This is a genomic window from Paenibacillus kobensis NBRC 15729, assembly GCF_004000825.1.
GTDB lineage: Bacteria > Bacillota > Bacilli > Paenibacillales > Paenibacillaceae > Paenibacillus_T > Paenibacillus_T kobensis.
In genome coordinates this window covers 34,303-57,314 of record NZ_BILZ01000039.1, presented here as the reverse complement: position 1 = coordinate 57,314, position 23,012 = coordinate 34,303, and the positions used below count along the sequence as shown (strand labels likewise).

Sequence of the window (23,012 nt, the reverse complement as noted above, 5' to 3'; positions counted from 1 at the left end):
TTCAAATGTTCTGGTTCAAAGCTCGGTTACCCTAGCTTCGTCCCACTCCAAAGATAGTATAGAGTATTTTGAAATAAATGGCAAGATAAGAATTGGGTCGGCAGTCCGCATCTGAGCACCACGCTTCTTGATATTCCACGTATATGCTCTGAAAGGTTTCCGAAGCCAGCTCTTAAGCTGAGTGATTGGAGTAGTAATGGGGAGAATGCGGTTGCGGTGGGGGAAGAGTAAGGGTTGAAGAAAGTATAGTAGTATATGAATTGTAATGCAGAGCACGGCGAGAGGGTGCCGTTGCTCTGTATTTTTATTTTTTGGAAGTAAAAAAATCAACTGAAGAAAGTGTGTTGCAACGTTACCTCAGGGTGGTTGCATTCAAACTTCTTGTGGACATTGTTGCTTGGACTTACATGTCCTTTGAATCAACAATTAATATTACTTGGGTCAAATATCAACGAAGGATTAATAATTTAGAGTATAGGATTAATAAAATTAGAATCTTAGTACAAGAGATTTTTGGAGGGTAAATCCATTCTATGTAGAATAACTTATGTAACGATAATTATGGAGGAATACTTGGGATGAGCATGTTACACGTCAATCAAATTAAGAGTAAAATACTAGAATTATATGAGAATATTGTAGATTTAGGAGATGTTATGACTGCTCCTGATGAACATAAGAAAAACTATCTACTTACTAGATCTCTTGCAGCATATTCTCTTCAGCACTGTGCACAAATTGAGTCATCTTTAGCAGCTAGATCTATTACCGATGGCTCTGAAGATAATGGGATAGATGCGGTTTACTACGATGAGAGAAACAAGGTTTTGTATCTGGTCCAATCGAAATGGATACATAACGGGCGAGGAGAACCTGATTCTGGTGATGTCAAGAAGTTCGTTGATGGAGTTAAGGATTTATTTGATCTGTCTTTTGACAGATTTAATGAGAGAGTTAGAAAAGTTGAAGAGGTTATTACGAAGGCAGTATGTGACTCAAAAACTACATACCAATTGATTGTGTGCTATACGGGTTCCAATGATTTATCAGAACATTCGCGTAGAACTTTATATGATTTTTTAGATGAAATAAATGACACAAGTGAGCTGGTCTATCTTAATGTATTGCATCAAAAAGCCCTTCATTCATCGCTAGCTGTAGGACTTTCTGGTGAACCAATAGATTTAACTATTAGTATTAAATCTTGGGGTAGAGTTCAAGAACCAAGATTAGCATACTACGGGCAGGTTAGTGGTTTGGAAGTGGCTATGTGGTGGGACGACTACAGATCTAGGTTGTTTAATAAAAATATTAGGGGAATATTAGGGGATACAGATGTCAACGAAGAAATACGCAGGACTATAGAGAAAGAACCAGAAAAATTCTGGTATTACAATAACGGAGTAACCATGGTATGTAAGAAAGCTGAAAAGACTATGCTCGGTGGAGCGGACAGAGATGTTGGTCAATTCGTTTGTGAGGATATCAGTATTGTTAATGGAGCACAAACGGTAGGTACTATTGGTAAATATGGAGAGAAGACTAAGGAAAACTTAGATCGGGTTTATATTCCAATTAGAATTATATCTGTTGGCGAATCGGAAGATGATTTTGGTGAGCAGATTACAAAAAGCAACAATAAACAAAATAAAATTGATAGCCGGGATTTTGTTTCTCTAGATCCAGAACAAAGTAGGATAAAAACAGAGCTTGCAATTGATGGGGTAACCTATCATATTTTACGATCCGAAGTATTGGAGAAGAACGAAAACTCTTTTGATCTAAACGAAAGTACTACAGCCTTAGCATGTGCTACTGAAAATGTTAATACTGTAGTGCAACTAAAAAGTAAAATTAGTAAGATGTGGGACGACATTGAAAAAGGGTACTACAAGCAAATATTTAATCGTGCTACTACCGGTCATTACACTTGGCGTTGTGTGCAGGTACAGAGGTTAGTTGATGATGCACTTACAAATATTCTAAACGGAATTCCGAAGTCAGGAAGGGATTATGGGGTTGCAGTTCATGGGAATAGAATTATATCCATGCTTGTGTTTAAAGATTTAGATTGTAATAGGTTGAAGGATGTTAGTTTTAACTTTAACGGAGTGATCACTAAGCAGCTTATTTTTGATTATACACATAAATACTATCTTGAAATAAAAGATGTCATCGGGGAGAAATACCCTCAGGATACACTGGCTGTTTTGTTTAAAAATAGAACTAAGTGTACTGATATTGTAAATACAGTAATAAACTAGCCTTTTTATACTTGGGTCCTCATTTGAGGGCCTTTTAACTTGCTGTTACAACAGGTGAACAGTTATAAATTACTTTATTAGTTAGAGTGATTGGATAAGTTATGGGGGTAAGGGCGAAACAGACTAGACTATTATGACGAGATTTAGTAGTCCCCGCTTGAAAGAGACGGCTGGTTATAATGAGCCACAACGTTTTTTTGCCGACAGCTCTTTTGCGGGGAAACGTATCACAAGTTAACTCGACAGTTGGAGTGATTGGAGTTCGTACAGTGAAAACCCGGTTGTGACGGGAGATAAAGAAAAACCGCGTAAGGCATTACAATATGCAGATTGTAAATACATCGCCATTTGGGTTGTCCGTCACAGTGATATGTTTTTTCTTTTTTTATAGTAATTTATGTAAAAAAGCCATCAAGCAATGACGGGAATTTATGGTTAACAAATTATAATAAATGCCTAAATTCAAGATAATCCAGGCTGTTGATTCTAAAATTCAAATACGTAGTTGTAATATTATTTTTAGTATTTTCATTAAAATTCGGCTTACAATAAACAAAAAAACGCGCTCTACCTTTTAATGATAGAATTTCATTCAGTAAATTCTTCCAGTAACGTCGCATGTAGTGCTTATTTAACACTGATTCATGTACGTAAACTTCAGGATTAAAACACTTTCCCTCGTGATTAATTTGATCTATAAAACGAATTCTGTAGTCGTTGTTGCGAGCCTTAATTATTGTGGCTTCACCATAGTATATTCGTGGATATTCACTAAGTGCATTAAACTCTTGGCCATTCACTTCAACAAACATATCTTTGTAGCTTACTTTATAATCCGAGATTTTAATATGGTGCGTAGAGAGTGTACCCTCCAACAAGTAATCCTCAAATTTCGAGACCAATGGTTTTATCGTGCTATACTCAGGATCTCTTTTTGAGTTTCTCAACATGAAATAGCTCTGCTTCATTTTTTTCTTAATGTCCTTGGGGTCTACAACAGAAATACCGGAGTGAGTACTTACAATGCTTGAATGTTGTTTGAGACGTCTTAATAAGAGAACGTCTGTTTCGGAATCTACATAGCTGTTTCTAGGTACACTGGGGTCAGCGTCATCTTGTGGGCGATTTACCTTACTTTTATCAGATACAACATTACATTCTGATGAGTGAACACCATAAGATTTGAAATGAAGGATATTTTTCATTTTATCTCGTGCTTTATCTAGGTTCGCACATGTTATTCGAGCATCACAATTTTGATCGGGGCATTCAAAATTCCTTTTATCCCTAATTTCACCAGACCAAAAGAGGTCATATGCTTTTTCGGCATCCACAACATCATTATAGTCAGTGCTATATGCTTCCTCTATTTTCATTGGTTAGCTCCATTCGCTTTGGCTTATCAAAATTATAATACTAATTGTTAGAATTCTACAATTTTTTAGAGATTAAATTATAACGTTGATTAGATGCAAACAACCATTCAATGCTTCGATCTGAATCAGCCTCAGGTGTATGAAACGGTATTGCTTCCCGAGCCCCGTCATTTACGGGCTTACTGCTCTTAATGCACTCCCAAGCATCTCCAAAGAGATCGTTGCATATTGGCGTTGGCATATCCTCGGAGAGCTTAGGGTTTCGTGGGGGATAAGAAGCCGGAGTGATTGGAGCAGTAAGTGAAATTTCTACAGCTGTGTCATCTTTACTGCTGCAACCAGTTTTGTGATAAAGTAAATATAATTCTAAAACTTAATAATGCTATCGAAATGAGGTCATGAGGTCCAGATGGAGGATTTTAAAAACAAGCGGAAGATTATATATGCTAGTATGCTTTCCTTTCTCATGCTCTGTCTGCTGACTTCATGTGTACAAACGAAAGATAATGTTTCCGTTGCTCCAATGCCTACTAATACCCCCACGAAAATAGCGGATGAAGATCATTCGAGAAGGAATGATAAGCCGAAGCTAAGTTACAATCAGGCAATTGATTTAGCATGTGAGAAAATAGATATCCGTATAGATAAAATCAAGTATGTCGCTACTGACCCTACAAGTGGGTTTTATGAGGTATCCGTAGATGATATTTTTACTTATTACATAGACCCGGGAAATGGCGATTTCTTAGATGAGAATAAAGAGAAAATTATTAATCTTCTTGGTGTTCAAAATGAATACAAAGACGAAGAATATTCGGATCTTAGCATTGAGGACATCGTTATTGAAAATTTTAAAAATAATTCAAACCCTCATAGTGAAAATGTTAAATACTCGGCAGAACAAAATATCCCCTTCTTTAATTCATCCGGACAACGAAAAGAAGGGGGACTGATCATTGATAATACCTATACAACGTTGAGTGAATTGGGAATGAGCGAATCCCTTGATAGTGAATTTGGGCAATGCTATTTGACGGATGTTGATAATGACGGAATAGATGAGATAGGCTGCCATGGTTTAGGCGGAACAGGCCTTTATCCTTTTACACAATTTTTTAAAATTGACGAGGCAACCTCGAAATATTCAGAATGGAATCTTGAAATACCTGACGAAAGTGAGCATGAAGGGGAATATTCGGATATTCAATTTTTTAAGAGTAGTAATAAAGTATATCTGGTCGTGTTTGATGATATAGGACTGAGAATCTATTATGTACACGGTAATAAGGCAGAAAGGATAGCCAGCATTAATATTACCTATCCGACTTACGAAATTAGCACGAACAGTAATGAAGACGTGATCCTTTATCTTAAAGATAAATATGCTAAGAAAATGACTTTCTTTGACGAAGATATTCCAGATGAGCATGTGCTGCAAACTACTGATCATCTATATTCACTGATCGATCGTGATGCCAGGGAACCGTTTTTGGACAAAACATATACCATAGCAGACGTGGATAATGACGGAGAAGAAGAAATATTTTTTAAATGGGATGCTTGGTCACAAACTAGACTGAATTCAACATTATACGTAAATGGTTATGCAATATTTAAGAAGCAAAATAATAGGTATGAGTTGTATGACACCAATGATGAGGGGCGCAACTCCAAATATAAAATATATGATGAGAATGAAGGGTCGTCTTATCCTGAGAATATCTATTTTGAAAAGTATAAGGGTAAGATTTACACAATAATCATGGATAGAGCTTATTATGAGCATGTCGATTTTGATATACGTAATGCAGATACGATCAATGTTTATCGTATGGATAAAAGTGAGTTGAAGAAAATAGGCACAATAGATGTAGAATGGAAGCCGGATATAGCTATTACAAACCTTAAGAAGTAGCTGGCATTACAGCGTATTGGAGAATGTGTTGACAGATTTGCAGGAGCAGGTAACCTACCCTAACTCGAATCGGTGTATAATGGGAGCATCTGCAATCTATAAGATGCCAACCTAAGGGGAGTGTGCACAATGAATCAACACCATGTAGAAACGATAGAGAAATACGTCGCGCTCAACAAGGACGATCCAGCTGTATTAGCTATTTTGCTCGGAGGCTCCCTTGCACATGGTTTTGCTAAGCCGGATTCGGACGTTGATGTTATGCTCATCGTCGAAGAGTCCGAGTATGAGCGGAGGAAGGCAAGCAATCAACTTACCTTCAGTAGTTACGGCGAGTTGGACAATATTGCAAACTATCCCGGGGGCTACGTAGATTGTAAAATCGTCAGCTTGTCGCTGATAAACATGATCATAAGCCAAGGCAGCGATCCTGCGCGATATGCGTTCCAAGACTGCCGAATCCTTTGGTCCAGAATCGACAACATTCAAGAACTCATCAACCAAATCACTCAATTCCCTACACAGGATCAGAGCCGACGCCGAACTAGATTCGCTGCACAACTGTTGGCATGGAAGTGGTACTACAGCGAGGGAGTGAAGAAGGACAACCCTTACCTAAAGTCTGCTGCCATTCATAAAATCACGCTTTTCGCATGCCGCCTCATCTTGAACGAAAACCAGATGTTGTACCCTTTTCATAAATGGCTGCTAAACGTAGTCCGGTCTGCACCTCATAAACCCGCTAATTTTGACTCATCCATCGAGCATTTGCTGGCTAACCATACGCAGGATGATGTGAACGACTTCTGCCATCGAGTGCTGCAATTCATTGGGTTAGAAGAGAACTCGCTCGATTGGCCGAATCACTTCCTCCACGACAGCGAGCTCAACTGGATCGCGCATGAGCCGCCAATTGAAGACCTTTGAGTGAGCACCTAATAATACGTTGTACAGGCAAACAAATGGCCGGTGAGCCCCTCCCTTGAGGTGCATGCCGGCTTTTCTATATCGTTAGCAAAAACGGTCGAGAGCTAAAGAACGATTCGATGATAGTATTAAACCAGAACTTAGCCGGAGGAGAATATGCATTATTCAAAGCATGTACAGGAAGCCATCAACTACATCCATGCAAACCTTTCCGCAGAGATAACTCTGGCAGGCTTGGCTGACCATGTACATTTTTCTCCTTATCACTTTCATAGACTCTTTCTTCTGTGCACGGGAGAAGCGCCAATGAAATATGTACGCAGGTTACGGCTACGGGCAGCATCACAGGAATTAATATCAAAGCAGCTCAACATTATCGAAATAGCTGCAAAATACAAGTTCGAGTCTCAGGATGGATTCTGCAGAGCATTTAAAAAATATTACGGCTTAACTCCGGGTGATTACAAAAAGCTAAATGACAAAATGGCTGACCCTAAACTCGAGGAGGTAAGTACCATTATCTACGATATGAGGATTTACGAGAACCTGACTTGTAGCCATGATGAAAAGAGAGAAGCACTAAGAACGCTAGAGAAAGTGCTCGAGTTATCCGACAAGGCGCAACAGTCTGGACTATTGTCGCTTGAGCCGGAAATGGAGAGGGTCTACCCTGAATTTTTTAAAAAGTCCATTCAGTTGCTTATAGATGGAATCGAGCCGAAATCCTTAAGAGAAATCCTACAGAATTATGTCTTATGCGGAGGGTATAGAGGAAAGGAGCTGTTAATCAGAATACTCATTATGGAGGCCATGCTTTCTATTCAAGAAGGTGTCCATACTGTAGTTTTGCGGGAAAAGCTTTCTTCGTTCTTCGGTGATGATTTCATTGAAGAGATGGACAAGCATTTCGGATTGGATCGTGAATCTCAACGCAAGAAGCTGGAGACTTTTATTGCCGAGAATGAGAACAGATCCGCGGTCTCTAAAGAAACGTCCTTATTAGAGGAGCCAATCAGTCGGATGGATGACAGGTCTCTGCAGAGGCTGCTTAGGGATATTGATGAAGTCACCCTGGTTACAGCCATGTGTGGAGGAAGCGGTAAAATCCAGGCGAAGTTACTGAAGAATGTTTCGAACAAACGGGCTCTCGTTATGATGGACGGGATAAATACTGTAGGCACGCCTGCAATTTCAGATATGGCAATCTCTCAAAAACGGGTCCTCGAAACCATGCATAGTCTAAGAAATCAAGGAGATATTGTTATATAAGGATCGACACTTGGAGCACACGGAAAGAGGTGACGAACGAATTCGCCACCTCTTTTCCTTTATTTATACTGTTCTTTTACCTCAACTAAAACGCCAAGCACACTTGATGTGTCGAAGTATTCATACGCCTCATAGCCTTTTTCTTGTTTAAACAGTGATTCAAAGCCTGCATTCTTCATCGTTTCTTCGTCATTCTCTAAAGGTCCGTCCGACAACAAACAAATGGAGCAAATGGACGTGCCATGTTCCTTTAACCAAGCTGCCCAGGGGTCATTATCTCCGAGAGGCTGGATAATTTCAAACCAGAAATTATCGCTGAAAACACTCTCTACCTTCATTGGCGTATCTGTGATGTCGGCACCTTTATACTTCGTAAAAGGTGTTCTTACCGCTTTATGCTCTGCATGAAGCCCAGCAGGTTCTTTCCCTGTGCCGAGCAAAGCTTTATAGGCGGATGCTGTTTTTTCAAGATTGTCTGTTACGACAATAACCTTAACGATTTTCGTAGATGATAATGTCATTGTGATCTCCCTTTATATGATCTATTTTTTTATTCGATTATCGATTGGTGAAACCGCCGTCGGCAATAATTTCAGCGCCCGTCACATAAGAGGATTCGTCGGACGCTAAGAACAAGGCAACCGCCGCAATCTCGCTAGGTTGTCCGATATGCCCGATGGGGAGCTGCGAAACGATATGGTCTCGTAGTTCATCATCACCTTGTACAAAAGCCGTAAACGCCTTAGTATCCGTTGGACCAGGACTTATCGCATTTGCTCGAATTCCCTTCTCTGCAAGCTCTCCTGAGAACGAACGTGCCATAGATCTGACCGCTGCTTTCGCCGCGTTATAGATAATGGCGTTCTTCCCGCCTTGGAAGCCTGCGATGGACGATATGAGAACGATTGAAGATTTATCGGACATATAAGGAAGTACCTTCTGCACCGTGAAGAAAGCCGAGAAAACATTCAGGTTCATGGTCAAATGAAACTGCTCCGGCGTGACTTCTGAAATCGGGCTTGTCGGTCCGTTACCGACAATCGGTAGAACGGCCTTCAGTTTGCGCCCTGTTCTTCTAACGGATTCCGCTATTTTCTCTAAATCATTCACGTTGGTGGCATCAACCTGGAGAATGTCAACGACCTGACGGTTTCCCTCGTATAGTTTCTTTGCGTTGTCGATATTGCGATCCGCCACAATCAAATCGGCGCCTTCGCTTATGAAACGTTCTGCGATCGCTCTGCCGATGCCATTCGCTGCACCCGTGACAACGACCAATTCTTTATCCAATGACTTTCTCATTCCCATTCCTCCTAGCTGCTGCAATCAGACATCTCTTTCGCCGAGCGACCAATTCTCAGCACTGTTCTCAACAACGCAGACCAAAATATCGTCGCGCCTGATTCCAATGTCGACTAGCCTCTTTGTTAGTTCTTTATAGGTGTTTTTCTTCTGCTCCAGCGAAAACATACGAACCATTGTAATTCGAATGATGATCAAATCTTGTCTATCGCGATTGTCATAAGTCGGCGAGAAAATGATCTCTCCCTCATCATGCGGTCTAAACACCTGGAATAGATCGGTCGCATCCATGCCTAGACCCGCGACCAACGAATGATGAATGGCATTTGATAGTTCTTTTCCTTTATCCGCGAAAACCGACCTCATTAAGTCAACTTGAATCAACGGCATCATGATCACCTGCTTTTCACTAGTAATCTGCTTTTGCTGCGATTATTTCAAGGCACCGGCACTCATGCCTTTCTCAAAACTCTTCTGCATGAACAAATAAACAATGATGACGGGAATAGCGGTGAGCACGGCTGACGCTAAGATCTTCGTCTGATCATTCGTAAACTCACCTTGGAAGTATTGCGGAAGCAGCGTTACCGTCTGCATATCCGAGCTTTGCAGGAACAATAGCGGCAGGAGATAGGTGTTCCATGAGTTGATGAGCGTCAATACAATAATCGATGCAGCAATTGGTTTGGTAAGCGGAAGGATGATATACCAGAATGTCGCAACAACATTCGCGCCGTCAATTCTTGCTGCCTCCATTAACTGGCTAGGAATGCCGCTGTTAAAGTTTCTGGCAAGCAGAATGGTGAATGGCAGCTGCAATGCTGCAGTAGGTAAAATGACAGCCCAAAAGGTGTTAAACATATGCAGCTTTTGAAACGTGACGAACAATGGAGATAACAAAATAACTTCAGGTAAAGTGAGCGCAACAAGAATCAACCAGAAGAACACTTCTTTGCCGAATATGCGTAATTTCGCGAACCCGAAGCCGGCTGTCATACTGAATATATAAACCAGCAAAATGACGCCAGCCGATATAATGAACGAGTTTCTAAAATAGATTGGAACGACGCCTGTGTCCCAAACCGCCTTATAATTTAAAATTCCCGTTCCGCCGAGAGAGCCAAGGAACATTTGAACAAGCGGAATCGCATAAGGTATCGTCAGTAGAAGCAGAACGACTTGCAATACGACTTTGCTTTTTAAGCTTCTCGTTTCGAACAATTTATTTCTCGCCTCCTTTATTGGCTCTATTGATAAGGATTGCACCACAGATTGCGAGTAGAAGGAGCATGACGGATATTGCAGCCGCATAGCCAAGATGAGACTGCCTTATTCCCTGTTTGAAAATATACGTTCCTAAAAATTCGGTTGCGTGATTCGGCCCGCCGGTCGTAATCAGATAAGGAACATCGAATGTTTTTAAAGCACCTATGATCCCGAGCATGGCCAGAGAAACCGTCGTGCTTTTGCAGTTCGGCAGTACGATGCTCAATAACGCTCTGAACTTGCCTGCTCCATCTAAGTGCGACGCTTCAAGCATTTCTTTATCGATTTGACTCATCGCCGCATAATATAGAATGAAACTCATCCCCGTGAACTGCCAGACCGTAACGATCATGAGAATGAGAAGCGCCGAATCCGGACTTGCCAACCAATCAACGGTTATGCCTAAATGAAGCGTGTCGAATAGATCCTGCAGCATTCCCTGAGGCGAGAATAGCAATCGGAATACCGGTGCCATCGTCGCGGGCGCTAAGATTGTCGGTATAAAAATCAAGCACTTGTGCAATGTCGCTAACTTTACGTCTGAATGCAAAATGGCGGCAAATATAAAGCCCAAAAAGTTTTGAATGAAGAAGGTAACCAGGAAAAAAACAACCGTGTTTTTGATCGCTTTCCAGAAAATCCAGTCAGAAATCGCTTTATCATAATTGTTCATGCCTACCGTTGTCTGGATGGGATCAAGCCCATTCCAATCTAATGTAGACAATTTGAACGTATAAAATATCGAATAATAGATAAGTCCCGCAACAAAAATAAATGCTGGAAGAATCCACGGAAGTCCGTTCATCGCCGTGGATCTCGATGTATAATTGTTCTTCATGTTTACAGGTCTCCTAAACTCTACATAATAGGGGCGCTAGCATAACTAGGCCCCTATCAGAATATGATCCCCTACTCGCTATCCGCTTGAGTCTTGGCAAGCTGAGCAGCGCCATTGGAAGGAGTGATCGTTCCTCCCGCCACGCCGGCCAATACATCCATCAACGCTTGGTTCATATCCGCGTTTATTCCTCCAAAACGAGGGTTATCGCCGCTATTCATTGCGTTTTCAAGATATTTTTTGATAGGTTCGTTTTGTTGTTCGGGATTTACGAGTTTGACGTTATCCCAATCCGGAGTTGCCGTTTTCAGAGAAGGAACGACATTTAAGGAATCTGCAATAATCTGTTGACCGCTCTGAGAGGTTCCAAGCCAGACAGCAAACGTAGTTGCAGCTTTCATATTGCTCGATGTGGCAGACACTGCAGTCGAATAGTCTAAATCGCCGAACATGGATCCCGTATTTCCTGTTCCTGCAATGTCAGGGAATTGAATGGGAATCATGGTGAACGGCTCTTCTTTGGAAGCTGCGGACTCAATAGCGGACTTCATGGCATCTGGCAAAGCGTTAGACGTATACCAAGAGCCCATCATAACCATAGCCGCTTTTTGAGACATGAATAAATTGTTTGCTTCTGGATATTGTTGAAGACCAAGAGCACCTTTTTGCATAATTCCGTCATCGAACAAGCCTTTCCATAGCTCTAATGCTTTGACGATCGAATCATCACTCCATTGAATTTCGCCTCTTGTTGCTTTCGTGAAATTGCCAGGGCTTACATTGTCAGCGATTGCATGGAAAGTATCGATGTTAAATGCGCCTTGGCCTGCTCCTTGTACAAAACCATAGATGCCGTTCTTCTCGAAAATCTCGCAAGCTGCTTTCCACTCGGCAAGATTAGTAGGAATTTTTACATTATACTTATCGAATAGATCTTTGTTGATCCACAGATTTCCGGAATATACCGTTCCGACGCCTAGTGCTTTCAACTGGCCGTTGACCGTCATGGTGGTGATGGAGGCCTCGTTGAGCTTGTCTTTATAGTCTTCGCCCAAAGCCTTTTTGACAGCGTCAGTCAAGTCAATGGCTTGCCCTCCGAACACTTGAATGCCGCCATTGCCCGAACCCGCTGAAACCTCAAAGGCGTCGACGCCCTTGCCGTTTGCCAGAGCCGGTTTGAGAGCCGCGTCATAAGCATCGATCGATGTTTGTTTCCACGTCACTTTGATGTCCGGATACTCTTTGTTAAATTCCGCAATGTACTTCTCATTCGTTGGGGAACCTGGCGTCCATCCCCACCACATGACTTCGCCTTTCGTTTCAGATGAAGTATCTTCCGTCTTTTTGCTGCTGCCGCATCCCGTTAGTGCAGATGTCATCGCTAGCATTAAAGCGACTAAGCTCACAACGACTACTTTTGATTTTTTCATTCCAATTCACCCTTTCCACGATAATATTTGCTGAACGCTTAGAGCGTCATTAGTGACTTAATGTGCGCGACACTATTCAAATATTGTTCATCTGTATGAAGATGCTCGATAATAAACGGCATGTTCTTATCAAAGGATAATCCGGTTTCGATTAGGTGCTTGGTATTGATTCCACCGTCTTCGACACTGGTTTCCCTAAAGAACAGCGTATAGTCGTCCTCCATCTTGACACCCTTCAGATGGCAGCTCTTGATATGCTTGCCTAGCTTCTCGAAGCATTCGCTTATAAATTCCTCATGGAAGAAATATCTTCTTGGTGTCGTTATCCAGTTAAAAACGTCCATATGAACCGCGAATCTATCTCTGTCCACAGACTCAAGCAACTTCAGATATTCGTCTGGTCCCGTCGGGAACATCCATGGCATGGACTCGATTGTAAACCATGTATTCTTAGGGTTTACTTCATCGATGATCTGCTGAATCGTCCGAACAGCCAGTTCCCACGTTTCCTTCGTGAAATTCTCTTTATAAGCACCGTCCCAGCGGGGGCCTCGGGCGCCAATAATATTCACGCAGCAGCGGGAACCGATCCGATCAGCAAGCTCAAGCTGCCCGACGGCGTACTTCATAGTCTCTTTACGTGCAGCTTCATTCAAATCCAATGTATTGCGCCAAACCCCAACCTCTGCGATTACCAGGTCGTTGTTCCGGGCTTCTTTAACATACTCGTCAATAAGTGTTTCATCATCTTCATAAGAGAGATGGAAATTTACAGCTCCAAGTCCTAAGGCTTTATGCTTCATCACCCATTCCTGTGGACTGCTGTGGCTTAATGGCGAAGATGTCCCAAGTCTCATCTTACTTGTTGTAGCTCTCGAGGATTTCAATGACACATTTTAGATCCGGAGCATCAAAATAGTTATATTCACCGCTGCCGTCGCCATAAACGCCTCTTTGCACGAGTTGTAAACCAGCAGCTTCAGCACTTGCAATCGCAGTCTTGGAATCCTTCACTTGGAATGCAATGTGATGAATGCCCTCGCCCTTCTCCTCAAGAAAGTTTCTCCATGTCGAAGGTTCATCGTTAGGCTGAATCAGTTCAAGCTGCAGTCCCGGACCGACGTCGAAGAAAGCCATCCAGCAATAGGCACTTGGTGCCGATTTGCCCTTAAACTCTGTTTTTGTAACCGCATAATCACCAATCGGTTGCGTCGGAGGAACGTCAACACCTAATAACGCGGCCCACTTTTTCTTTGTTTCCTCCACATCTTTAACGATTAATCCTACTTGTGCCATCAAATTCGTTCCGAATACTCCAGACATTTGAAGTCTCCTCTCAGGATTGAAATTCAATATGTTTTTCTTGTCTATAAATTATCAATTTTACAAGCAACTCGCTCTCTGAAACTTGTTTATTACCTGCGCATATTTTGTTGAAATTTTTTTACATTGCAAATACTACAACCCGTAAAAACGTTGATATAAAAGCATTCTATTCATTATGTATGCGTTTTCATTCTTTTAACCTATCAAGTATTGCTCTTTTACAACGTAAATGATAGCCTAGCCATATCCAAAACTTCATCCATAACCAGTCAGGGAGGTTTGCGATCATGCAATTGAATAATTATTTCGAGAGATTGAATTTCAATAACGGGAAGAAAATTAATGTATCAAAGAAAGTCGATCTCAATTTTTCCGGGAAGATGCATTGGCATCCTTTTGTCGAGATCCTTGTAAGCCTTTACGATAATAATGAAGTAACGATTAATTACACCAAACACGTTCTTAAAACGAATGACTTGGTCATCATCTACCCGGGTGACTTGCACTCTTTTGATCATATAGATGAAAATGCTTTTATAATTGTTCAATTCCCGCTCGACTTACTGATGATCATGGGTGAATTTAATACAAACATCTCCATTTTTTATCAGTACCATTACATTAAATATGACCCCTCGAATATTGATGCTGATAGAATGATCATTTTAATCAAACAATTGCCCGATCTATATGATTCCGACACTCTGTTTAATGAAGTACGTATCTATTCGCTTCTTCTAGAGTTTTTTGTCATGCTTGGACGATACTGCGTCAATGCGAAGAAAGAAGGCTTCTCAGGCGATGCAAGCACCGATTATAAGGCTACTAAGCTAATGGCGGAAGCTTGTCTTTACATCTCGCAGAACTGCACGAGTCCCCTTACACTCGACGATGTTTCTCATCACGTAGGGGTTAGCAAATACCATTTCTCGCGTATATTCAACAAATTTACGAATATGACATTTATAGATTTCCTGACTACCGAACGAATCAAGAGGACGGAATCTTTGATTTTGAATCCCAACGCGCGTATAACGGATATTGCATTTGAGTCGGGATTCTCAAGCGTCTCTTCGTTTAACCGTTGTTTCAAAAAAATAAAAGGGATTTCCCCTAGCGAGTTTAGGGAAACGATGATTGATAACGCATTTCAGAGTCATCCATAAGTTAAACCGCAAGTAGAATCAAGCCATGCAATTTATACTCCTCTAGAATAACTATAGAATGGTTGAAACGAGGTGAGCAGACGAATGTACGAGTGGCACAAGCAAATCCAAATCATCGTTGATGAAATTGACGAGTGTATTAGAAATCGTAACGGTGAAGCCATAACGCTGCGATTTCTTTCCCGCAAGTTAGGGTATTCCGAATTTCATGCGACGAGAAAATTCAAGGAAATATCGGGTATGCCATTTAGGGATTATTTGCGGCATAGAAAATTAGCCTTTGCACTAAAAGAGGTTCGGGATAGTGAAAAAAGCATTTTGGATGTTGCGTTTGATTATGGTTTTTCATCACATGAAGCTTTTACCAGAGCTTTCAAGGGGACATATGGTGTAACGCCAAGCGAATACCGAAAACAGCCTATGCCTGTCGCCCTTCGTACAAAAATAAACCCTTTCGACCGCTACTTTTTCGGACTTGGGGAGATTGGTATGATGAAGTCTACTGATGATGTTAAAATTTATTTTGTAACCATTCCCGCACACCAATTTTTGCACATTAAGAATTATGAGAGTAATGGGTATTGGGATTTCTGGCAAAAGCAAAGCCTCATTCCGGGGCAGGACTGCGATACCATTTGCGGCTTACTCGATAGTATTAAGGGCAAATTGGATGACGACGGCGGGAGCGAATCTAACGGCGGCAGCGGTCAGATTATGGCGTACATGAATGACCCGGACGGCAGACTCTGCGATTGGGGTATTCCGCGTACAGAGTGTTATGGTGCACGTCTTCCTTGTGATTATAAAGGTGAAGTACCGTCACAACTGCTTATGATTGATGTTCCCGAAGCCGAGTATATTGTTTTTGAACATGGGCCATTCGATTATGAGCAGGAGAATCGTAGTGTGGAGGAAAAGATGGAAAAGGCAATGGCAGCTTTTGATTTTGCAGGCACCGGTTACGGCTTGGACACTTCCCCCGGTAGAATCATGTACTTCTCATATAATCCGGAGCGGTTCTGGAAGTATATCCGGCCAGTGCGGAAATTATAATCAATAAAACCCCACCCTAGCGGTGTACTAATCGGTTATTCTACTGTGATTGCCTCTCCGAAGTCTGGTCGACGTATAGACTATTAATATATACCGGAATATAATCAAGAGGTATTTGTAAAAAAATCCAATATAAGAATGGTACATGATGTTCACCGTTTAGAAAGGGGCATGATGGTGAGTCTGCTTTGTATACATGAGATCTATTTGCCCGTTGCTGATCTAACGAGATCGATCGAATGGTTTACGAGAGTATTTGGAGCGGAGATAGAATGGCGCTTCGAAGAAAAAGCTAAAATCAACTTTTCCAACCATACATCAATCGTCGTGGTACAATCCAATGAGCTTAATCGATATACGCATATCCCATTTAATCTGGAGTCTCATAATATGCCGAGGACAGTAGAGATGCTGCTTGAAAAAGGGGTCCGACTATCTAAATCATCTATTTCAGATGGATTTCACTGCGTTGATTTCTTTGACTCCGACGGGAATAGGATCGGACTTGTCGGTGCAGAAAAGCCGGCCCATATTGACTTGGAAGAAAATATTGCTGTTTGTGCGACATTTCTGGCAGTTAGAAACATCGATCGAGCTATCGAATGGTATTCGGATACTTTCGGCCTCACATTCAAACGCTGGTCGTTCACAGGAGGGGCCGGATACATCAGTAATACCGATGAACATAATCTGACGATAAAATATGCGGCGGCGGACTATCTTCAGCGGGATGGAATGGTATTCGCGGAAACCCCGAATGTAAATCGTTTGGCCCATACACCGTATGTACTTCAATCGTCTAACGCTTTCCAGATGTATAAAGAGCTGTTTGGAAAGGGTGTATCATTATCCCCACTTAACGAAGAGAACGGATTGAAATCATTTGAGTTTATTGATATCGAGGGAAATAATATTGGAATAGTTGAAGTCGTCGGGTAATCAAATTAGATCGGTATGTTGGCCCTATATGCAGAGCATGGTGGAATGACCGCCATCGCTCTGCATTTTTTTATATGGCCGAAATCAACACAGAATCAGCAGGCTAAATGCATATAATCTGGATTATCGATGCTGCGGTTTTTCTGCAGTAATCATGGAGTGCGCAGGCCACTTTAAAGTGCCTCCTTACGTACTTCCAATAAATCAATTATGGTTATCTTATGGAACTTAAATCAAATTGTCCGGTTGGATGGTCCGCACGGAAAGCTCGCGGGGCACCGACTAGAAAGGATAGGACATGGACATCGTTCAATATGTGCTCGATCCGTTGTGTTTTATTCTGGAGATCGCCGCGTTCGCAGCTTTCGGCTACTGGGGCTTCCGGCTCAAGGCGAATCTGCCGGTACGAATTTCACTGGGGCTCGGTACTCCGATCGCTGTCATCTATATGTGGGGCACCTTTCTCTCGCCCCGGGCTTCGATTCCGCCTCCTTTATGGGCAAGCATCATCCTGCAGTTAGCCGTATTTGCATTAGCCGCGCTCTCCTTATATGCGAGAAGGAGGAGGACGCTGGCGATCCTCCTCCTGTCGATTGCCTACTGTACGACGCTGCTGGTCTATTCTTTACAGTAATTCACCGAAAGGAAGGAACGATGAAGTGTTCAGCAGGCTCATAGATTATATGAAAGCAAACTTAGATCGGGATATTTCCTTAGCGGAATTATCGTCAGTCGTCCATCTCAGTCCGACGCATGTCAACCGTCTGTTCAAACAAGCGACCGGCTATACGCCTTATCAATACTTCCTCCATCTGAGAATCGAGAAAGCCAAGGAGCTTCTGAAGCGCAAGGAATTTGTGTTATCGGAAGTCGCACTCCAGCTCGGTTTCGCTAACCAAAGTCACTTCCATAGACACTTCAAAAGAGCGACCGGCCTTACACCGCGTGAGTACGAAAAGAGTTGCGAGCTTATCTAGCTGAGCGGTCGGACTTCAATTCCGAGAAATGTTCGGACCAGTCGATGACGGGCGTTGAGGCGGTTACCTCCGTCATCCTAATTCTTGCTTCTCAGCCGATCCGGAACGGGTTTCAGTTCGTCCCCCCACACGTTCCAGAAGAACTGGTCGGCTTTGTGCTGATCCACGGCAAAGTTCTGGGCTTGCTTAATACGTCCATTCTCGATTCGGTAGACAAGAACCCAGTTCATATCCACTTGATGTTCGCCGTACTCTCCCCAACCGCGATGCACATCGACGACATGGTTCTCACTGGCGGAAAGCGAAATCACTTCGGCTTTGAAATTCGCTGCGGCAATGGTAGCAAAATATTGAATGATCTCATCCGCACCATTCTTCACGCCTGCCAGCGGATGGTGGCCGGGAATAATCCACGTCACGTCTTCGGCTAAGATTTCGCGCTTCATCGTATCTAAGTCGCCGCTTCCGTAACACTCGAAAAATCTTCGAACCAATTCCAAGTTGTTGTTCGCTTCTTGAGTCATTTGATAACCAACCTCTCTTAATGGACTATGCTTCATTTCTTCCTATTTCAGCATAATGAATTCGCACTCCGTTTTCTTTTACATTACACTCTATTTTTTGTACAAAATGACCAAAAAGATCCGTACAATCCGGCTCATAAGTTATAATCGGAGTAAAGTAGAATATTGGAAGGACATCGACTCTAGGAGGCCAAGATGAACGAAGCAGCTTTTGATATGAAGTTATTTGAAAGCTTTAAACCGGGGCTAACATCGTTCTGTTACCGAATGTTAGGATCCATGGATGACGCTGACGATGCTGTTCAGGAAACCAGCATTCGGGCATGGCAAAGCTGGAGCAAGTTCAGGCAGGATTCATCCATTAAGACCTGGATCTACCGTATAGCGTCGAACTTATGCTTGGACAAGCTGAGGCAATCCAAGCGGCGCACTCTTCCCGTTGACCTAGCCGACCCAGCGGTCTCCATTGTCGAACCGAACGAAGTGCTGCCGGAATCGTCCTGGATCTGGCCCGCGCCTGAATTTGGGGAGAATCCGGAAGACATTCTCGTTCGCAAGGATACCCTTCAGCTCTGCTTTATTGCACTCTTGCAAACGTTGCCGCCCCGGCAACGGGCGGTACTCATTCTGAAGGACGTCTTTGAATGGTCCTCCAAGCAAATCGCAGAAACGTTAGGGATAACGCCGGCAGCGGTGAACAGCGCGTTGCAACGAGCCAGGGAGACGATGGACCGAACGCAGCTTCGTTCGGATGAATACAGCAAGATGGATGTCCATCCCGATTCTGATCTCCTCTCGCGTTATGTGGAAGCCTTCGAACAATTTAATATCGATGCGCTTGTGTCGTTGTTCCATGAGGAAGGCTGTATGTCCATGCCGCCTTTCGCCATGTGGATCAGCGGCCAAGACGATTTGTCCAAGTTCTTCGCGCTTACACGCTGGCATTGCGAGGGATCTAAGTTTTTGCGGGTTACGGTGAATGGCGGTTATCCCGCTCTGGCGCAGTATGTGCCGAGTGAGGAGGCACCTGTCCTGGTGCCGTGGGGCATCCACGTGCTTGAAGTGAAAGATAATCGAATAGTCCATGTTCTTAATTTCATAAACACCAAATTATTTTCTCGATTGGGCCTCCCAGAACAAATTGACCGATGAAAAAGGCAATTGGCATTCGTCTATATTAGTGAGAAGCAAAATCCCCTAGAGAGGTGTTAATTAATATGGAAACGAGTAATCAAGCGAAAGTAACCGTAGAGACTGTCATTCAAGCCCCAGTGGCCAAAGTATGGAGTTATTGGACCAAGCCGGACCACATTACGAAGTGGAATCAGCCTTCAGAGGATTGGCATGCGCCAAGAGCGGAGAACGATTTGCGAGCCGGCGGCGCGTTCCTGACAAGGATGGAAGCAAGAGATGGCAGCATGGGCTTCGATTTTGCCGGGATTTACGATGAAGTGAAGCTGCATGAGGCGATTTCCTACACAATCGGAGACGGGCGGAAGGTAGACATTCGTTTTGTTGAACAAGGTGACGCAACGAAGGTCGTTGAAATCTTCGACCCGGAGAACACGCACCCCGTTGAGTTCCAGAAGGCGGGCTGGCAAGCGATTATGGATAGCTTCAAACGATATGTCGAACAATCCTAGAGATAAAAAATAAAGCCTCTATAACACATAACCCAGTACCGCTACGGTACTGGGTTGTGTTCATAGATCGGTCTATCCGTCTCTATGGCTTATCCTTTATTGCGAACGAGAATATTACGGTATTTGCCGAAGTCACCGGTGCCTGCTTCCAGTCCGTTGAGATCAAGTAAAGGCAATTGCGGCTCGCGAGTGCCGAAGCCTGTAAAGATGCCGCCGCGGATATTAGCGAAGCCAGCATCCGACTGCAGATCGAAATCAGAAGGATATTCGCATTGAGCGCTTTGCAGAGGGAGTACATCTCCCTTGTTGAACGTAGCGGCTGGATGCTTATGGCGCAGCACCATGTTCACATCAGGCTCAAACCAGAAGCTGTCAAACAGATTGACTTGCTGCTTGGCATCGCCATCCTGTAAGAACACGCCATCCCGGTTCTCGCTGCCTACGGATACAACCACACCGCATGCTGCCGTGGCATGGGTGACACGGTCAATCAGAATAAGTGCGCCCATCGTTTTGTGCTGCAGGAACTCATCGACAACGAGAGGTTCGGAGACGACGATATCGCAGCTGACGAGCTCGTTCTTGACTGCGGTAGCCGTCACAAGCAAGCTGCCGTTATTGACGTCTACCTTATGGTGCAGATCGGTCACCACGGCCGGAAGCATCTTCGTACCCAGCTTAATCCAGTATTCCTTGCTCGGAACCAGCTGTTGTTCATCCATCCACAAGAGTGTCGTCGTGATGGTGGTCGCCGTTTTTAAGCCTGCATCCTTGGTCAGCACGCAGCCGCGTGAAACGTCGACTTCGCGGTCAAGCTGAATCGTAACCGGCTGCCCAGCGATAGCGCTGCCTGCGTTCTTATCTCCGATATGAATAGACTTAACGATTGCCGTCTCGCCGCTTGGCAGAATCGTCAGCGTCTCGCCGACTTCAACCTTGCCTGTCTCAATCTGTCCTTGGAAGCCGCGGAAGGTGTGATCCGGACGGCTCACGCGCTGAACCGGCATGTAGAAGCCGATTTCGGTGTTGTCCGTAGAAAGATCCACCGTTTCCAGATGCTCGAGCAATGCCGGACCGTTATACCATTCCATATTGGCAGAGCGCTTCGTTACGTTGTCGCCTTCTGTTGCCGAGACCGGAATGATAACCGCATTCTCCAAGCGAAGCTCATCACGAAGCTGCTGAATATCCTCTGTAATTTGCAGGAAGCGTTGTTTATCGTAGCCCACCAGATCGATTTTGTTCACTGCGAATATAAAATGCTTAATCCCCATCAACGCGCATATACGAGCGTGGCGGCGAGTTTGCACCAGAACGCCTTGCTTAGCATCGATCAAGATGATAGCGAGATCGGCGAAAGCTGCGCCGACGGCCATATTACGAGTATATTCTTCATGTCCCGGCGTATCGGCAACGATAAAGCTGCGACGCTCGGTGTTAAAGTAACGGTAGGCAACGTCAATCGTGATCCCTTGTTCACGCTCAGCCATCAGACCGTCAAGCAGCAGGGAATAGTCGATCGCTCCGTTGCGGCTGCCAACCTGACTGTCCAGCATAAGGGCCTGCTCTTGGTCGGCATAGAGCATTTTGGAATCGTAAAGAATATGACCGATAAGCGTTGACTTGCCGTCGTCCACGCTGCCGCAAGTTATAAATTTAAGAAGACTGCTTGTTGTCTGACTCATTAGAAATACCCCTCCCGTTTGCGCCGCTCCATGCTGCCTGCAGCTTCCTTGTCAATGACGCGGCTTGTTCGTTCGGAAGTCGTTGCTGACAACGTCTCTGCGATAACCTCTTCGAGCGTATCCGCCTCCGACTCAACCCCGCCTGTGAGAGGGTAGCAGCCTAATGTACGGAAACGCACTGTCTTCATCTCGGGCGTTTCTCCTGGCAGCAGCCGCATGCGGCTATCGTCCACCATAATCAGGTTGCCGTCACGCTCAACAACCGGACGCTCTGCTGCAAAGTACAGCGGAACAATCTCGATATTCTCGCGCTGGATATACTGCCAGATGTCCTTCTCCGTCCAGTTGGAGATTGGGAATACGCGCATGCTTTCACCCTTATTGATGCGGGTATTGTAAAGCTTCCACATTTCCGGACGTTGGTTCTTAGGATCCCATGCATGCTTCTCGTTGCGGAACGAGAAGATACGCTCCTTCGCGCGGGACTTCTCTTCATCACGCCGTGCGCCTCCGAAAGCGGCGGTGAACTGATGCTTCGTCAGGGCTTCTTTGAGCGTCTGTGTCTTCATAATGTCCGTATACGCCGATCCGTGATCGAACGGATTGATGCCCTCTGCAATAGCGGCTTCGTTGCGATGAACAATCAGGTCAACGCCGAGCTCCTGCGCTCTGCGGTCACGGAACTGAATCATTTCTTGGAATTTCCAACTCGTATCGACATGGAGCAGCGGGAATGGCAGCTTTTCAGGATAAAAGGCCTTCAATGCCAGGTGCAGCAATACCGATGAATCTTTGCCTACCGAATAGAGCATAACCGGGCGTTCGCATTCAGCGGCAACCTCCCGGAAAATGTGGATCGCCTCTGCCTCAAGTTTATCTAAGTGTGTCAGCGACAAGTGTATCACTCCTATATTGCTAATTTGAATCGCAGCGGACTGCGAAATATCGATGTGGTTGATATCGTTTTTCCTCGACATAGCCCACGACAAAATCAGCATAATGTTCATCTAAGTATATGGTTTTTCGATATGGAAGACCAGCATTGATTACGCAAACGTTTCACCTAAATTTCTCGCAAAAATTGCGTTCGCTTTGCGCAAATCTACTTTAAT

23 protein-coding genes are annotated in these 23,012 nt (G+C 43.8%); 11 read left to right on the top strand and 12 right to left on the bottom strand.

The window, feature by feature from the left end:
• Positions 1–578 precede the first annotated feature (578 nt).
• On the top strand, positions 579–2,264 hold the full coding sequence (locus tag PKO01S_RS19990) for an AIPR family protein (RefSeq protein WP_127533210.1): 1,686 nt from the start codon (positions 579–581) through the stop codon (positions 2,262–2,264).
• A gap of 443 nt (positions 2,265–2,707) precedes the next feature.
• On the opposite strand, the gene PKO01S_RS19985 is transcribed toward PKO01S_RS19990, so the two are convergent.
• On the bottom strand, positions 2,708–3,640 hold the full coding sequence (locus tag PKO01S_RS19985; RefSeq protein WP_127533209.1) for a hypothetical protein: 933 nt from the start codon (positions 3,638–3,640) through the stop codon (positions 2,708–2,710).
• 409 nt (positions 3,641–4,049) lie between these two features.
• On the opposite strand from PKO01S_RS19985, the gene PKO01S_RS19980 reads away from it, so the two are divergent.
• The 3 genes from PKO01S_RS19980 to PKO01S_RS19970 all read left to right on the top strand — a co-directional run bounded on the left by PKO01S_RS19980 (position 4,050) and on the right by PKO01S_RS19970 (position 7,751).
• Entirely contained in the window at positions 4,050–5,555 is a 1,506-nt protein-coding gene (locus PKO01S_RS19980; RefSeq protein WP_127533208.1) for a hypothetical protein, read from the top strand.
• A gap of 129 nt (positions 5,556–5,684) precedes the next feature.
• Positions 5,685–6,482, top strand: a complete 798-nt coding sequence (locus tag PKO01S_RS19975) for a nucleotidyltransferase domain-containing protein (RefSeq protein ID WP_127533207.1) — start codon at positions 5,685–5,687, stop codon at positions 6,480–6,482.
• Positions 6,483–6,638: 156 nt separating this feature from the next.
• Positions 6,639–7,751: a helix-turn-helix domain-containing protein gene (locus tag PKO01S_RS19970; RefSeq protein ID WP_127533206.1), complete on the top strand. Its 1,113-nt coding sequence runs from the start codon at positions 6,639–6,641 to the stop codon at positions 7,749–7,751.
• Between the two features lie 59 nt (positions 7,752–7,810).
• Here PKO01S_RS19970 and PKO01S_RS19965 read toward each other — a convergent pair whose 3' ends face one another.
• The 8 genes from PKO01S_RS19965 to PKO01S_RS19930 all read right to left on the bottom strand — a co-directional run bounded on the left by PKO01S_RS19965 (position 7,811) and on the right by PKO01S_RS19930 (position 13,910).
• The gene (locus tag PKO01S_RS19965; protein ID WP_127533205.1) at positions 7,811–8,272 is read right to left on the bottom strand and encodes a VOC family protein; all 462 of its coding nucleotides are present in this window, start codon (positions 8,270–8,272) and stop codon (positions 7,811–7,813) included.
• A 37-nt stretch (positions 8,273–8,309) separates the two neighbouring features.
• Positions 8,310–9,053, bottom strand: a complete 744-nt coding sequence (locus PKO01S_RS19960; protein WP_164779680.1) for an SDR family NAD(P)-dependent oxidoreductase — start codon at positions 9,051–9,053, stop codon at positions 8,310–8,312.
• Positions 9,054–9,077: 24 nt separating this feature from the next.
• Positions 9,078–9,446, bottom strand: coding sequence for a tautomerase family protein (locus PKO01S_RS19955; RefSeq protein WP_127533203.1), 369 nt, complete (start codon positions 9,444–9,446; stop codon positions 9,078–9,080).
• Between the two features lie 39 nt (positions 9,447–9,485).
• Positions 9,486–10,274, bottom strand: coding sequence for a carbohydrate ABC transporter permease (locus tag PKO01S_RS19950; RefSeq protein ID WP_127533202.1), 789 nt, complete (start codon positions 10,272–10,274; stop codon positions 9,486–9,488).
• A gap of 1 nt (position 10,275) precedes the next feature.
• Entirely contained in the window at positions 10,276–11,157 is an 882-nt protein-coding gene (locus PKO01S_RS19945; protein WP_127533201.1) for a carbohydrate ABC transporter permease, read from the bottom strand.
• A gap of 71 nt (positions 11,158–11,228) precedes the next feature.
• Entirely contained in the window at positions 11,229–12,587 is a 1,359-nt protein-coding gene (locus PKO01S_RS19940) for an ABC transporter substrate-binding protein (protein ID WP_127533200.1), read from the bottom strand.
• Positions 12,588–12,625: 38 nt separating this feature from the next.
• Positions 12,626–13,444: a sugar phosphate isomerase/epimerase family protein gene (locus tag PKO01S_RS19935; protein WP_127533199.1), complete on the bottom strand. Its 819-nt coding sequence runs from the start codon at positions 13,442–13,444 to the stop codon at positions 12,626–12,628.
• Between the two features lies 1 nt (position 13,445).
• On the bottom strand, positions 13,446–13,910 hold the full coding sequence (locus tag PKO01S_RS19930; protein ID WP_127533198.1) for a VOC family protein: 465 nt from the start codon (positions 13,908–13,910) through the stop codon (positions 13,446–13,448).
• A 290-nt stretch (positions 13,911–14,200) separates the two neighbouring features.
• On the opposite strand from PKO01S_RS19930, the gene PKO01S_RS19925 reads away from it, so the two are divergent.
• The 5 genes from PKO01S_RS19925 (at position 14,201) to PKO01S_RS19905 (ending at position 18,048) form a co-directional block, all read left to right on the top strand.
• Positions 14,201–15,079, top strand: coding sequence for a helix-turn-helix domain-containing protein (locus PKO01S_RS19925; RefSeq protein WP_127533197.1), 879 nt, complete (start codon positions 14,201–14,203; stop codon positions 15,077–15,079).
• A gap of 84 nt (positions 15,080–15,163) precedes the next feature.
• Complete coding sequence (locus tag PKO01S_RS19920) at positions 15,164–16,132, top strand: helix-turn-helix transcriptional regulator (RefSeq protein ID WP_127533196.1); 969 nt, start codon at positions 15,164–15,166, stop codon at positions 16,130–16,132.
• Positions 16,133–16,270: 138 nt separating this feature from the next.
• A complete protein-coding gene (locus PKO01S_RS19915) occupies positions 16,271–17,071 on the top strand; it encodes a VOC family protein (RefSeq protein WP_407669675.1) in 801 nt (266 codons plus the stop codon).
• A 298-nt stretch (positions 17,072–17,369) separates the two neighbouring features.
• Positions 17,370–17,705, top strand: a complete 336-nt coding sequence (locus tag PKO01S_RS19910; RefSeq protein WP_127533194.1) for a YrdB family protein — start codon at positions 17,370–17,372, stop codon at positions 17,703–17,705.
• A gap of 49 nt (positions 17,706–17,754) precedes the next feature.
• Entirely contained in the window at positions 17,755–18,048 is a 294-nt protein-coding gene (locus PKO01S_RS19905; RefSeq protein WP_164779679.1) for a helix-turn-helix domain-containing protein, read from the top strand.
• 77 nt (positions 18,049–18,125) lie between these two features.
• Here the strand turns inward: PKO01S_RS19905 and PKO01S_RS19900 are convergent, their stop codons facing one another.
• Positions 18,126–18,572 carry a nuclear transport factor 2 family protein gene (locus PKO01S_RS19900; protein ID WP_127533192.1) on the bottom strand — a complete coding sequence of 149 codons (447 nt, stop codon included), beginning with the start codon at positions 18,570–18,572 and terminating at the stop codon, positions 18,126–18,128.
• 195 nt (positions 18,573–18,767) lie between these two features.
• Here PKO01S_RS19900 and PKO01S_RS19895 point away from each other — a divergent pair, with 195 nt between their 5' ends.
• Together PKO01S_RS19895 and PKO01S_RS19890 are read left to right on the top strand one after the other, a co-directional pair.
• A complete protein-coding gene (locus tag PKO01S_RS19895) occupies positions 18,768–19,724 on the top strand; it encodes a sigma-70 family RNA polymerase sigma factor (protein WP_127533191.1) in 957 nt (318 codons plus the stop codon).
• A 65-nt stretch (positions 19,725–19,789) separates the two neighbouring features.
• The gene (locus tag PKO01S_RS19890; RefSeq protein ID WP_127533190.1) at positions 19,790–20,215 is read left to right on the top strand and encodes an SRPBCC family protein; all 426 of its coding nucleotides are present in this window, start codon (positions 19,790–19,792) and stop codon (positions 20,213–20,215) included.
• 89 nt (positions 20,216–20,304) lie between these two features.
• Here the strand turns inward: PKO01S_RS19890 and PKO01S_RS19885 are convergent, their stop codons facing one another.
• Both PKO01S_RS19885 and cysD read right to left on the bottom strand, forming a co-directional pair.
• Positions 20,305–21,900, bottom strand: a complete 1,596-nt coding sequence (locus PKO01S_RS19885) for a sulfate adenylyltransferase subunit 1 (protein ID WP_127533189.1) — start codon at positions 21,898–21,900, stop codon at positions 20,305–20,307.
• Positions 21,900–22,796, bottom strand: coding sequence for a sulfate adenylyltransferase subunit CysD (gene cysD / locus PKO01S_RS19880; RefSeq protein ID WP_246070652.1), 897 nt, complete (start codon positions 22,794–22,796; stop codon positions 21,900–21,902). Before cysD ends, PKO01S_RS19885 begins: the two co-directional genes overlap by 1 nt.
• Between the last annotated feature and the right edge of the window lie 216 nt (positions 22,797–23,012).